This window comes from Desulfosporosinus sp. FKB (genome assembly GCF_002196705.1).
In the GTDB taxonomy this organism is placed as follows: domain Bacteria; phylum Bacillota; class Desulfitobacteriia; order Desulfitobacteriales; family Desulfitobacteriaceae; genus Desulfosporosinus.
The window spans coordinates 12406-24953 of the sequence record NZ_NADJ01000010.1 but is presented as its reverse complement, the minus strand read 5'-3'; the positions used below and the strand labels follow the sequence as shown (position 1 = coordinate 24953).

The following is a 12548-nucleotide window of genomic DNA, read 5'->3' as shown; positions in this document are numbered from 1 at the left end:
TTAAAAAATAAGCAGCGCTTAGAGGGAAAAGAGTCAAGAGATGCCCTCAGACGACTACTAGTTAATTATAGGCCAAACGTTATTATTGGGAGGAGAGATTTTATGTCAGGCGAACACCAAGATTCAGCATTTGCCAACCCTAGTCCAGCCGGTTTAGTCGCGTTAGGAACAACTTTAATCATGTTTTTTGCCCTTCTTTCTGGAAGAGTGGCACCAACCTGCCTGCCAATATTTGCTATGTGGCTGTTGGGTGGTTTTGTTATTCAGATAGTGGTAGGAATCATTGAATTGCGCATTAATAATATTTTGGGAGGGAACCTGTTTACCTGGTTTAGTGGCTATTTTATGTTGGCAACGGGTCTTGCCATGCTGATGGAATATTTCGGCGGGCATGCTGGTTTAAAATTTGACGGTACAATTGAAGGCTGGGGATGGATTGGCCTGACCCTTGCTCAAATACTATGGTCGCCGGCGTTTTTCAAACGCACTCCTTTATACTTGAATCTGATTATGATGGCTATGATTACCTCATCGATTTTCATTACTCTAATGAAATTAGATTGGGTTTCTCCAGCTATTTGTGCCCCTATTGCCGCCTGGCTGTCTCTTATAGCCGGTTGTTTAGGCCTCTGGTGGTCTGGTGTCATTTGTATAAACTGGGCTTTTGAAAGGGAAGTGATACCTAATCCAGGTCCAATTCTGAGTGGTCATACGCCAAGAGGGAATACTGGAGTCCCGAGAGCATAATTTCTTTGTTCCCTTAAAGATGTTACCGGGAAGGTAATGGGTACCTCCCCAGATCGCAGAGTAAATAATACATGTGTGATAAGAAAGGTTTGTTTTAATGCGCACGGTATAATGTTCGAACTCAAAAACCTTAATCCCCCTTATGCTTGGGGCAATGGGTAGAAACCCGTTGCCCGGCATTTATGAATTAATATTCAAGATTTGTTTCTTGGGAAAACTGATTTCATAATCGATCTTGAAAGAAGTGATATTGTGGCTTATAAAGATTTACGTGAATTTTTAGCCCTCTTGGAGCAAGAAAACCAGTTAGTAAGAATAGAAGAAGAGCTTATGCCGGAACCTGATTTAAGCGCCATAGGAAGGGCTGCTCCCAATTTGGATAACGGCCCAGCTGTGCTGGTGGAAAAGGTAACTGGATATAAAAACAGTGTGGTTTTAAATGTGCATGGTTCGTGGCAGAACCATGCACTCATGCTCGGCTTGCCTAAGGATACCTCGATACAGGATCAATTTTTTACTCTCGATAAATTATGGTCTGACTATCCGGTAAAACCCGTATGGGTTAAGGATGCTCCATGCAAAGAAATCAAAATCACGGAGGGGATCAACCTTTTTGAATTGCTTCCCCTGTTTCGTATTAACAAATTTGATGGCGGGTTCTATCTATCCAAAGCCTTAGTCGTCAGCAAAGATCTGGATGAGCCTGACAACGTTGATAAAGAAAATGTAGGAATATACAGAATTCAAGTCCAAGGAAAAGACCGGCTGAGTATTCAACCGTTGCCTTTCCATGACATCGCAATTCATTTAAGGAAGGCGGAAGAACTGAATCAACCGCTGCCTATTGCTATTTGCCTGGGCAATGATCCCGTTCTCAGCTTTATGGCCAGTACTCCAATTGAATACGTTCAATCGGAATATGCCTTTGCTGGAGCACTGAAAGGAGAACCAATCGAGCTTACCAAAAGTGAAGTGGCTGGTCTTGATATTCCTGCCCGCAGCGAAATAATTCTGGAAGGGTACATCATACCCAGAGAACGACATATTGAGGGACCTTTTGGTGAGTTTCCGGGCAGTTATTCCGGAGCCAGACTCCAGCCAGAAATAAAAATTCACACCATTACCCATAGAGCAAACCCCATATTTGAAAACCTCTATCTGGGCATGCCCTGGACGGAGATTGATTATCTAATGGCCTTAAACACCAGTATTCCTCTATTCAGACAGCTCAAAAGGGATTTTCCCGAAGTGGTAGCTGTTAATGCCATGTACACTCATGGAATAGGGGTAATTGTCTCCACCAAATCACGGTTAGGCGGATATGGCAAGGCAGTGGCTATGAGGCTTTTGTCAACGCCTCACGGTATGCCCTATTCCAAAATAGTCATCATTGTGGATGAATTTGTTGACCCATTTAACCTGCCGCAGGTCATGTGGGCCTTAACTACCAGAGTTCGGCCTTCGAAAGACGTGATCCTCATACCATGGGCACCTGGCATGCCGCTGGATCCATCATCAGAACCGGCCGGGATGCACACCAAGCTTATAATAGATGCCACTACCCCGGTTGCCCCGGATGTAGGAAGAGAAACCGAACTTTTGGATGTGCCCGTAAAAACTGACTATTGGACCAACTATCTGAAAAACACTGTAAGAAATATGGGAGGGCGGTAATGACATGATTTGTCCAAGATGTGATTCGGACACGGTCGACTTAATGGTCCAATCTCCGGTTGGCAATGTATGGGAAGTTTATTTCTGCAATACATGTAACTTCTCCTGGAGATCGACCGAAAGTGAGGACATAACAGACCCTGTTAAGTATGATAAGAGATTTAAAATTAAACCTGAGGAAATACCGTCACTTGAAATAATACCCCCCATCCCAAACCTTAAGAAGTAGCTTGATAGTTTGTTTGAAGCATTATTAGTTAATGTTGAAGAGTATCCCCACTACTAAGCAAGATGGTTAAAATAGATATATTTCTTATGGAACCTGATCAACCGAGAAGGGAGGTAATTATAATGAAGATAATCGTTGGGCTATCTGGAGCCAGCGGGGCTATACTGGGTGTTGAATTATTAAGGGCACTTCAGTCTCAACCCGAGTGTGAGACTCATTTGGTAATATCGGACGGAGCTCAGAAGACGTTAAGCCTTGAAACTGATTTGAAAATGGAAGAGTTAATAGCAATGGCCGATTATTATTATGACGTTAAAAACATGGCAGCATCAATTGCCAGTGGTTCCTTTACGACTGACGGCATGATTATTATTCCTTGCAGCATGAAGACCCTGTCCGCTGTTGTCCAAGGGTATGCAGATAATTTACTTGTCAGGGCGGCCGATGTATGCCTTAAGGAGAACCGTCGTATTGTTCTCGTCCCAAGAGAAGCTCCTTTTAACAGAATTCATTTAAAAAACCTCCTTGCAGCAGCTGATTTGGGATGTACAATTATTCCACCGGTCTTGACGTTCTACAATTATCCCCAGACTATCCACGATCAGATAAATCATATAACCGGCAAGATATTAAGGCAGTTTGGGCTTGAACACAGTGGTTTTAAGCCTTGGGCCGGCGAGGGACATGTCACAACATTGTTGCCGTAATTCGTAAAGAAGAAAAGTATCTACGAACGCAATGTCCAAGATACTTTTCTTTATTATGAAAGCTAAGTAATTCAAATATCACATGTTTGGATTTTTTCGTGTCGTAAATTGAATGGCAGAAAGATTAGAATTCGAAAATTTAATCTCTTCTTTAAATACAATTCTTGATTATGCTGCTTAAGTTAAATAGAAAGGAAGGATCTAAATGACTCGTTCAGAAATTCTATTAATACGATGGGTAGAATTAGTAAGAAATTTAAACCACAAAAATGAAAATCGTGCAAAATATAGAACCGAATTGGTTGATATTGATGACGAGTTGAACGAGTTACAACAGCGTGAAAAATGTAGAGCCAATAATCTAACGGAGCTAAAAGTGCTTTTGGTCTCGCTTTTACCACAGTATATAGGTGAGGACTACAATAAAATACATAAAATGGTGACAAAAGCGGATATACACACCTAGTGTTAAACACAATCTTGTATCGGACCGAGCGAGGAACCTTTGGATCCTTCAAGTACACCTGAATTTTCATGTACAATGCGTATCAATTTTGACGAGAAATTGAACTGGTAGGGTTACCTTTTGGAAGTTTCTCTCAAAACAATAATCTTATTGGTAATTGTAGCAGAACTGAATTTTATCTTTTATAATTCACATACTAAAATCAATGTTATTATCAGATTCAACATTGATTGACGAAGTATAGATGCCGGATACCAACAAAAATAATGAAAGGCATAGTCGCTTCGAAACTAAGGTGGAAAAACTGTGGCTAGGATTATCGTGATAGGTGGTAACTTCGCGGGTCTCACAAGTGCATTAGAACTCAGACGAAAATTAGGTCATGGACATGAGATTATCATGTTTTCTAAATCACCCAATTTCTTGTTTGTTCCTTCGCTCATATGGCTCCCCTTTGGGAAGAGGCAACTCAAGGATATTACGGTACCTTTAAAACCTTTAGCGGCGAAAGCAAGGGTTCAATTCATATGTAGTGAAATCACTGAAATATTAGCGAAAGATAGGTTTATCCGATGTGGCGACAAAGACTTTGAGTATGATTATTTAATCATTGCAACTGGCCCTGAATGGATCTTTGATCAAATAACAGGTTTAAGTTTAAATAGCAATGTTGTCGTTTATCGTCACTCCAGAAACGGCGCTGGAAACTAGAAAACGCTGGTTAGAATTTATTAAAGACCCGGGTCCCGTAGTGGTTGGCGTCACTCAAGGCTCTCAATGTACTGGTCCCGCTTACGAATTCATGTTTAACCTTGAAAAGCGATGTCGTGATTTGGGTATACGAAAGAAAGTCAACATTACCTTTATTACCCCTGAGCCCTTCTTAGGGCACTTGGGCATAGGCGGCATCACTGGAAGTAACTTCATTCTTAAAAAACTGTTACCTATGTTTAGGATAAACTATATCACGAACGCGGAAATCCAAGAGGTTTCGAGCAAAAACATAGTTCTTAAAAGCGGGCAAAGCATCCCCTACAAGTTTTCGATGATTATGCCAATGTTTAAAGGCGCTAAGGTCGTCAGAGATTCTATCGAATTAGGTACTACAGATGCCTTTATACCTGTTCACAATACGTACCAACATACACAATACTCAAATATTTTTGGAGTTGGCATTGCTGCAGATCTTCCCGTTAAATTTAGAACTCCAGTACCCATTGGTGTACCGAAGACGGGATATGCAGCAGATGAATCCGCCAAAACTGCAACGGAAAATATAGTGAGATTAATAAATGGAAAAACTAAGTTAGAGGCGAAGCCGATGAGTAAAATACCGGACATTTGCATAATGGATGCCGGTGACAAAGAAATGCTGAGTATAACAGATAGTTTACTTAAACCTCGAAAGTTTTCCATAGTGATACCAAATCCCTTTTATGATGTTTGCAAACTAATGTTTGAAAAGTATTATCTTTGGAAAGTAAGGTATGGCTACAGTATGTTACCTTAACCCTCTCAGTGTACTAGCCTTTTGTCTTGAGTATTAATAGGTTCTTTTTCAGGAAAAACATTTGGAGCAGATAGAGTAACTATAGCCTTTGAGGTCGCAAGTCCATAAATGAGATGGTGCCAAATCGATGCATAACCACTTTTTGTTAGGCGAGGATTCATTCGAAAGAAATTCATTTTTTGTCCGAAATTATAAAGAAAACCGCCCATACAACTACTGAAAAAAGACCCCCTTTAATTATGTAATTATCTTTATCAAATCGCTTCAATATTTGAGACATACCAACCCCTAAACATGATCCAACTGTCATATGAAATACCTGCCCAAGTAGGAAATTACTCGTCTTATTAAGTTTGGATGGTTTCATAATCATTGATCCTGCAATATGACCGTAAAGACCCTCTGTTGTCTTATTACGCCATAATATGAAATTCGAAATGTCCATACACATGACACCAATTAATCCACCCAATAATCCAGCTACCATAGAGTTATCAATTTTTCGTATATCATTAACCTCTTTCGTAAAGAAAACGCCGTTCTTTTTCTAAACTAATACTTCAATGATTTTAGAATTTCCTATACGAAAATTTAAATGCAGGGAATTTGTGCCTTTAAGTAGGTGATGTATTTCAAAAACAGTAATCAACCCTCATCATCTTTTGACGGTGAGGGTTGATATATACTCTTACGTAAGAAATGATTGATATTCGAACGGAAAGTGGATGTAATAGGAACAATAGTTCTATATATACCAAGTATATGTGCTAAGAGGCGATTAAAATGAGAGATGTCTGTGCTAAGTGTAGTAGGAAATCCTATTGTACGGAACCCTGTGAAGAATGGTTAATTGCCATGATCAATGCCCAGTGTGCCGGAACAAACTGTTACATATCGGAGAATGCACCGAATGTATTACGGGTGATTGGGCGAAGTGTGGCTGAGAAGAACCCTGGATTGGGACCTGACTTCATTTCAGTTGACAAAGAGGTGTACAGCCCATATCTTTCTTTATGCTAGAATAAACTAAAAAGGTTCTGGAAGAAAATGCTTTTTGATACTCTTTGGATAGATATTTCAGTAATTGTCAGCATTATAGCAATTTGTATTTTGGCATACAAAGCGAAGGCACTCACACTTTTGGGGGCTGTTTTTGCCCTTTTCCTGACTGTTGGGATTTATAGTTCTGGTGGTATTCCTTTCTTGGCTGCTTTGTTAGGATTCTTTATAGCCTCCAGCTTTTTTACAAAATTTCGTGCAAAGGAGAAAGAAGAGCTCGAAAAGGCATTGTATGAAAAGGGAGGAAACAGAGACCATGTTCAGGTCTTAGCCAACGGTGGGGCTGCATTTATCATTGCAGCAGCTCATTTCCTGATGCCTGATAAACAGCTTTACGTAGCATATTTTGTAGCAATAGCAGCCTGTAATGCTGACTCATGGGCTTCGGAAATCGGTATTATGAGTAAGGCAACCCCATTTTCCATTATAAATTTAAAGCCTGTACAAAAAGGCATGTCTGGTGGGGTGACATTCCTTGGATTGTTTGCAAGTGCTTGCGGTGCTTTGTTTATTGCTGGAATATATACAATATTTATGTTTGTACATTTTCCTTTCCTTGAACTGATAAGGAATTGTACAATTATTGCGATATTTGGATTTGCAGGGGCTGCTATAGACAGTGCCTTAGGGTTGCTTTTCCAACCCGCCTATGTTGACAGTACCGGGAAGCTCACGGAAAAAAGAGCCGACGGTAGAGTGAAAAACAAGAAGGTAAAAGGCTTTGAATTTTTCGGTAATGATATGGTCAATTTCGTAAGCTCCCTAGTGGCTGCAGGTCTTGCATATTGTGCTATAACTTTTTTGTAATGAACTTCTTTCAAACCTGCGAGAGCGGGGTTAAAAACCAAATAATCTAAACGGCTTTGCGGGGATGTAATCCAGGGCGTGTTGCTCTGGATTTTACTTATGTAGGCAAAAACGGGAGACGTGAACAACAATTTGTCTAAGTACAGTGGTATAATTGATAACATATTTGACTATGTAAGGTTTGGCTTGGTGACTTATCGGAGGAAGAACTTAAGCAAATAGATTTTCCGATATTTGATGTTCCACCAGATAAAGCAACGGAACCAGATTTCTCTTTGAGAGATTTTCTTGGCGTGGAAAAAGAATTTTTTGAAGTTTTCAATAGATTAATTACGATGATCTAGGAATCTTATCTCCTGCATATCTGATTACTAGAGAAACATGGGAGGAAACAATGCCAGATACTTATTCGAATTTCCGGGAGTTACAGTTGCATGAACAAGAGGATCGGGATTATCGGATAAAGGTTAGCCAAAATTGGCATCAAGTTTTAGTCGTTGCTCCACATGGAGGAAATATTGAGCCCTATACTTCTGAAATTGCACAATGGATAGCAAAAGAAGATTTTGCCTGGTATTTATTTGAGGGAATAAGAGATATAGAAGTCAGGAAGCTCCATATTACGAGCCACAATTTTGATGAACCAACTTTGCTTCAAGCCCTTCATGAAGCGTATATCGTGTTAACAATTCATGGCCTTAAAAACTCAACCGAAGAATTCCTAATGATTGGCGGGTTAGATTCGGAATTTACAACTTTGTTACGGATAGAATTACAAAATCGAGGTTTTATTGTTAAAGACTGTGAACAGAAATATCGTGGGGAGCGGGCAACTAATATTTGTAATAGAGGACGTACTGGAAAAGGCGTACAGTTAGAAATTAGTTATGCTTTGAGAAGCAGAATTGTTAAAGATGCAGAATGTAGGAACCGATTTGTAGACGCGATTCGGTCAGTTATTAAAGCTCAGGAATTACGTTGAGAAGTGGATTATATTATAAAGTTACAAGATGGCCAAATAGGGCGTCGGTATTTTTGTTTGGGAGGCCATAATGCAGCTAAAACTCCTAAAAATCAAACAGCATATGGGATGTAATTATGACATACTGCTATTGAAATATTTCGGATCAAGGTGGTAAAGTAAAAAAAGAACAATTAGAAATGAAAAAGCTATGAAGTTATAGGGAATAAATTTTGACATTCATTAAAGGAGATTTTTTAAAATATGCAAAAAAAATATGTAATCTGGAATTCCGAGGAGCATGGGGATGTTACGAAATTCCCGGAATCATCCCTCAAAGAGATGGTATACTTCGGAGAAAACTCAAGCAACTGTCGTTTCCCGAATATAGAAGTTAACGAAGAAAATCAGGCGAAGCTTCTGAAGCTAGTCGAGGAGTATAATTTACTTAACGAGGAAGAACGCCAAGAGTTAAGCTTGATAAGTTTCTTTAAAGAGAAGAAAATTAATATCGAGCATGTCGATGAATTTGAAGAACCCCGCGAAATCTTCATTTTACTCGTTTATTTCAAAGAGATTTGCAAACTGACTGACTTTGACCCCCTACTTGCGCTTGAAAAAACAATTTAGGGCAAAGGGTATAAACAGCCTAATCAAGCAAACAAGGAGAATGAGGGATTTGAACTTAGCGATGCTCTTGAGATCCATTTCATGGGACTACCTAAACTTCTTGTAAAATGACCCCAAAATACGTGAAGAATATTTAGCTCGGCGTAAGTTTGTACTCGATGAAAAGGCTGCGGTTCAAGAAGCAGAATTGCGGTTAAGAGAGGCGATTAAACTAAGCAGAAAAGAGGGTAGAGAAGAAGGTAGAGTAGAGAGTTTGCTGGAAGTAACTCAAAAACTCCTTAAGAAGGGCATGGAGTTTAAATCAATTTCTGATATCAGGTCTTTCGGAAGAAGAGATCAAGATATTCAAGTAAATGTCCTGACAGGGGTGCCTTAGATGCTTTACTCAAACGTTGTTGATAGAGTAAGCCTAAGAGATAATTTCAAACTTGGAATAAGTTTCTTATTTAATAACTTTGGATTAAGCTTTAGGATGGGTTTTTCTTTTGGTTTTCTATTTTCTGTTGTAGGGATATGTATTTACTCTTTAACACGGATGGGTTTCTATGGTATAGTTATCGGATCAATGATCACGGCTTACTTTGGAGCAGTTACGAATAAAGCTGTGTTAGAGATCTATAGAGAGGTATCTGAAAAACAAAGTGAGATGGTTCAAGAAATCAGCGTCATCTAGAGACCCTTGATTTTTTTTAAGACCTTGGAGGAGATTGCTATGCAAGACCCAGTGATGAATAAAGTAATAGAAGAATAGGAGCAATCAAGTGATGCCCCCAAAATATGTGGAGCCTATTTATCTAGGTTTAAATTTGTACTAGATGAAAAGGCATTACACCCCCAGTCCTGTCGCCATTTTTCAGCGTGCTGCCCAACAAGAAGCAAGAATTCATGTAATGCTGGTGATAGCCACTTCTTTTTGTGATATGCAATCTGGGTGGCTAGACGTTCTTCCCTGTCATCCCAGGCAAGCTGAACGAGTTTACCCTCACGCACTTCATTTTGCACGGTGATCAGCGGAAGAAGTGATAGGCCTAATCCTGACATAACACAGTTTTTAATGGCTTCAATGCTCCAGAACTCAAGGTCAGGATTGGGAAAGATTCCGTGTTTGTTAAGATGGTGCTCGAACAATGTGCGGTAGGTACATCCCTGCTCAGTTTGCAGTATCGTTTCGTCCTTTAAATTGGCAGGCTCGACATGCTCACAACGGACAAGGGGATGGTCCGGTGGTGCAATGAGAGCCATTTTTTCGTGTACGAGAGTTTCAATGTGGAGCTCCCGGTCTTCAGTCTCCGGTTGAAGCAGGAAGGCAAGATCCAGTTCTCCTGAACGGATAAGGTCACGTAATTCCCAACATACACCGGGCTTTAACGTTATTTTAACTTCTGGATAATTGCTTTTATATTCACGGATAATACCGGGCAAGCGAAAGGCTGCCAGCGATTCCGGAGCGCCAATTGTCAGTGTACCGGCAAGAGCAGTGTCCGACCGGACCGCTTCTTTGGCCAAGGCATGCATTTTAGTAATTTCTTGGGCGAAAGGTATTAGTCGTTGTCCAGCATCGGTAAGGACAATGGTTTTGCCTAACCTATCAAATAAAGGCGTTTCAAGTTCTGCTTCAAGTGCTTGAATTTGAGCTGTTACGCTGGACTGGGCGTATCCCAACATATTAGCGGTGCGGGTAAAACTACCAGCTTCGACTACACTGAGAAATGTAAATAAATTACGTATTTCCAATTTCAGATCTCCCTTTTATCATCGGTTATTTCGATGCATATCATCGAAATATTCCGTTTTCCTGATGATATCATTATCTGGTACTATTAGAGAAAATTCAAGTGAAGTGGGAGATAGAATATTGAGTAATGAAAGAAGACTTAAGGGTACTATCGGATTGCCCCAGGCAATAGCTCTCTATATCGGAGCCGTACTAGGATCGGGAGTTCTAATTGTTCCTGGGTTGGCAGCGGAGATCGCTGGCCCGGCTTCCCTGCTGGCGTGGGGGCTTATGACTTTGCTTATCTTACCACTGGCATTGTCTATGGGGTTGCTTTCATCTAAGTTTCCGAATGCTGGAGGGGTTTCCTATTTTGTAACAAAGGCATTTGGGCCGGAAGCTGGATCGCTTGTTGGCTGGTTTTTTCTCATGTCTGTACCTATTGGCGCCCCAGTGGCTGCCTTGACAGGTGCTGGCTATATGTCAGCAGCTATGGGCTGGAGTAATAGTATGCGAGTTGCTATGGCAGCAGTTATGCTTGCGGTTGGGCTATTTATCAACGTTGTCGGCATGAAAGTAGCGGGTCAAGTGCAAATTGCTGTTGTCCTGGCAATCGTTGCTGTGCTGATGGTCGTCATTGTCGGAGCTGTTCCTAATATTGAGTATGTAAATTTTAGGCCGTTCATGCCCCATGGTTGGTGGAGTGTTGGCAAGGCTGCTTCTATTTTGTTCTGGTGTTATATTGGGTGGGAGGCGGTCTCTCATTTATCCGAAGAATTCTTAGATCCTCAACGTGCGGCGGTAAAAGGAGTAACTATTGCTGCTGTCATTGTTGGCTTACTGTATTTTCTTACAGCATTTGCTACTGTTGGGACCCATAATTACAACACAGCAGGATCAGATGCTTCACTTGTATTGGTTATAAGTAAGCTTTTCGGGCGATGGGGGGCTTTGGCTGCTGGATTAACAGGTGTGTTCATCTGTACTGCGACTATTATCGCCTATACGGGTGCAGCTTCTCGTCTTGCGTACGCCTTGGCCCGAGAGGGGGAGGCTCCACGCTGGATGAGTGTTATGTCTAAACGATTTGGTACGCCAATCGGTGGAATTGCCTTTCTTGTTCTATGCTTTGTTGTTGTTCTTTATGTATATGCGAATGGAACAATATCCTTAACAACCCTTATACAAATACCAAATGCAACCTTCATTCTTACATATCTTGGCGGCTGTGCAGCTGGAATCCGGTTGCTAAAAGGTAGTTATTGGGGAGTGCGCATAAGCTGGCTTTCCTTTCTTTCAACAGCGGCCGTATTTCCATTTGTCGGTTGGGCAATTTTGTACCCTTTGGTCATTATTGTTGGTTTCGGGGTGACAAGAAGGCTAAGAAATATAAACAGTTTGTCATTTAAATATCGAAGTTAGTTACGGTTGAGAAGCAGAATTGCGGTGAAGAGAGGCGATTAAACAAAGCGGAAAAGAAGGCAGAAAAGAGAGATATAAATAAAAAACGAGTTCCTAATTTTTAATCAGGAACTCGTTTTCACTCACTTAAGGTTTGGCTATATGAAATTAGCATCATTTTCATCACGCCCCTTTTTAGGAGATTTTTTTGAGGACTCTCTTTGGCTCAGAAGCTTTTAAAGATTCAAGCCCAACTGAAGCGAGAATTTCATGAATCATAGTAATCTGTTTCTTACTCAAATGCACACCTCCTTTTACAAAATTTAATTTTAGCATAGAATATATAATTTGACAAGGTGAATTTATTTACCAGACAAGTATCCTGACTATTTGCTTTAAAAATTAAAAGAAATGTTTAATATGCAAAATAATGGTTATAATCATATTAGGAATACATGTTCGTCACGGAAAGCTGCTATATTATATATTGTAACGATCCACCGAGGGAATTTTCTAGACGAAGTAAAAACTAATGAGTGAAAGAGGCTTCTTGTCGAGGATTATTAACTGGTAAAACACAACATACATTCTCCTTCAGGAGAAATGGGTTTTTCATAAACATAAATCCCTTTCTGACTGGATA

The 12548-nt window shown here is 40.3% G+C and carries 14 protein-coding genes; 13 read left to right on the top strand and 1 reads right to left on the bottom strand.

Annotation, left to right across the window (positions count from 1 at the left end; translation table 11 throughout):
• The first annotated feature begins 102 nt into the window (after positions 1-102).
• The 12 genes from B5Y67_RS01800 (at position 103) to B5Y67_RS01745 (ending at position 9463) form a co-directional block, all read left to right on the top strand.
• Positions 103-747 carry a hypothetical protein gene (locus B5Y67_RS01800; RefSeq protein WP_088224875.1) on the top strand — a complete coding sequence of 215 codons (645 nt, stop codon included), beginning with the start codon at positions 103-105 and terminating at the stop codon, positions 745-747.
• Positions 748-999: 252 nt separating this feature from the next.
• Positions 1000-2421, top strand: coding sequence for a non-oxidative hydroxyarylic acid decarboxylases subunit C (locus B5Y67_RS01795; RefSeq protein WP_088224874.1), 1422 nt, complete (start codon positions 1000-1002; stop codon positions 2419-2421).
• Between the two features lie 4 nt (positions 2422-2425).
• A complete protein-coding gene (locus B5Y67_RS25675; protein WP_088224873.1) occupies positions 2426-2650 on the top strand; it encodes a non-oxidative hydroxyarylic acid decarboxylases subunit D in 225 nt (74 codons plus the stop codon).
• 122 nt (positions 2651-2772) lie between these two features.
• Positions 2773-3357 carry a UbiX family flavin prenyltransferase gene (locus tag B5Y67_RS01785; protein ID WP_088224872.1) on the top strand — a complete coding sequence of 195 codons (585 nt, stop codon included), beginning with the start codon at positions 2773-2775 and terminating at the stop codon, positions 3355-3357.
• A gap of 205 nt (positions 3358-3562) precedes the next feature.
• The gene (locus B5Y67_RS01780) at positions 3563-3823 is read left to right on the top strand and encodes a hypothetical protein (RefSeq protein WP_088224871.1); all 261 of its coding nucleotides are present in this window, start codon (positions 3563-3565) and stop codon (positions 3821-3823) included.
• A 306-nt stretch (positions 3824-4129) separates the two neighbouring features.
• Positions 4130-4534: an FAD-dependent oxidoreductase gene (locus B5Y67_RS25670; RefSeq protein ID WP_242975779.1), complete on the top strand. Its 405-nt coding sequence runs from the start codon at positions 4130-4132 to the stop codon at positions 4532-4534.
• Entirely contained in the window at positions 4491-5333 is an 843-nt protein-coding gene (locus B5Y67_RS01775) for an FAD/NAD(P)-binding oxidoreductase (RefSeq protein WP_242975778.1), read from the top strand. The genes B5Y67_RS25670 and B5Y67_RS01775 overlap by 44 nt, the downstream gene beginning before the upstream one ends.
• A gap of 783 nt (positions 5334-6116) precedes the next feature.
• Positions 6117-6353 (top strand): hypothetical protein, encoded by a 237-nt coding sequence (locus tag B5Y67_RS25130; protein WP_170932549.1) that lies wholly within the window; start codon positions 6117-6119, stop codon positions 6351-6353.
• A 27-nt stretch (positions 6354-6380) separates the two neighbouring features.
• Positions 6381-7199 carry a DUF92 domain-containing protein gene (locus B5Y67_RS01765; protein ID WP_088224870.1) on the top strand — a complete coding sequence of 273 codons (819 nt, stop codon included), beginning with the start codon at positions 6381-6383 and terminating at the stop codon, positions 7197-7199.
• Between the two features lie 394 nt (positions 7200-7593).
• Positions 7594-8181 carry a poly-gamma-glutamate hydrolase family protein gene (locus tag B5Y67_RS01760; RefSeq protein WP_088224869.1) on the top strand — a complete coding sequence of 196 codons (588 nt, stop codon included), beginning with the start codon at positions 7594-7596 and terminating at the stop codon, positions 8179-8181.
• A 243-nt stretch (positions 8182-8424) separates the two neighbouring features.
• Positions 8425-8790 (top strand): hypothetical protein, encoded by a 366-nt coding sequence (locus B5Y67_RS01755; protein WP_088224868.1) that lies wholly within the window; start codon positions 8425-8427, stop codon positions 8788-8790.
• Positions 8791-9166: 376 nt separating this feature from the next.
• Positions 9167-9463 carry a hypothetical protein gene (locus B5Y67_RS01745; RefSeq protein ID WP_242975777.1) on the top strand — a complete coding sequence of 99 codons (297 nt, stop codon included), beginning with the start codon at positions 9167-9169 and terminating at the stop codon, positions 9461-9463.
• Positions 9464-9576: 113 nt separating this feature from the next.
• On the opposite strand, the gene B5Y67_RS01740 is transcribed toward B5Y67_RS01745, so the two are convergent.
• Positions 9577-10524, bottom strand: a complete 948-nt coding sequence (locus tag B5Y67_RS01740; protein WP_088224867.1) for a LysR family transcriptional regulator — start codon at positions 10522-10524, stop codon at positions 9577-9579.
• Between the two features lie 121 nt (positions 10525-10645).
• Here B5Y67_RS01740 and B5Y67_RS01735 point away from each other — a divergent pair, with 121 nt between their 5' ends.
• Positions 10646-11926, top strand: coding sequence for an amino acid permease (locus B5Y67_RS01735; RefSeq protein WP_088224866.1), 1281 nt, complete (start codon positions 10646-10648; stop codon positions 11924-11926).
• The last annotated feature ends 622 nt before the right edge of the window (positions 11927-12548 follow it).